Origin of the sequence: Aliiruegeria sabulilitoris, assembly GCF_001558155.1 — a bacterium.
Taxonomy (GTDB): Bacteria; Pseudomonadota; Alphaproteobacteria; order Rhodobacterales; family Rhodobacteraceae; genus Tropicimonas; species Tropicimonas sabulilitoris.
On the sequence record NZ_LOAS01000142.1, the window covers coordinates 1 to 349 of the forward strand.

Annotated in this window: 2 protein-coding genes; both read right to left on the reverse strand. The window is 59.3% G+C overall.

Annotated elements, in window-relative coordinates; all coding sequences use genetic code 11:
- Positions 1–118, reverse strand: a 118-nt coding sequence (bufA1, locus tag AX756_RS26985; protein ID WP_499698281.1) for a BufA1 family periplasmic bufferin-type metallophore, incomplete at its 3' end; no start/stop codon positions are given.
- 115 nt (positions 119–233) lie between these two features.
- The coding region (bufA1, locus tag AX756_RS25970; protein ID WP_156461705.1) for a BufA1 family periplasmic bufferin-type metallophore at positions 234–349 on the reverse strand (116 nt) is incomplete at its 5' end.

Genomic DNA, 349 nt, shown 5'->3' on the forward strand with positions numbered 1-349 from the left:
AAACGCCGAAGCACTTTTCCTTGTGGTTATCGGCAGCGGCTGTGGTGGCCATGCTGGTGGCGGAAACGGCGGCAGCGACGGCGCCAATGAGAGCGAGAGCTTTAACATTTTTGGACATTGATATTCTTCCTTGGGTCTGGAGGGTTGAAATGGTTGGCAAAAAAGGAGCGCGTCGGCAGGCTTCTCAGGGTGTCCTCATGTGACGAAACCCACCGGGCGCGGCATGTGGTGAATTACGCCGGCAGGTCGCGGTCGAGCGCTTCGAGCGAGCCCATACGGCCCTCGGGCAGTTCCATCGTTTCGCAGGTGCCGGCATCGACGAGCGTCCAGGCATTGCCCTGGTAATCGA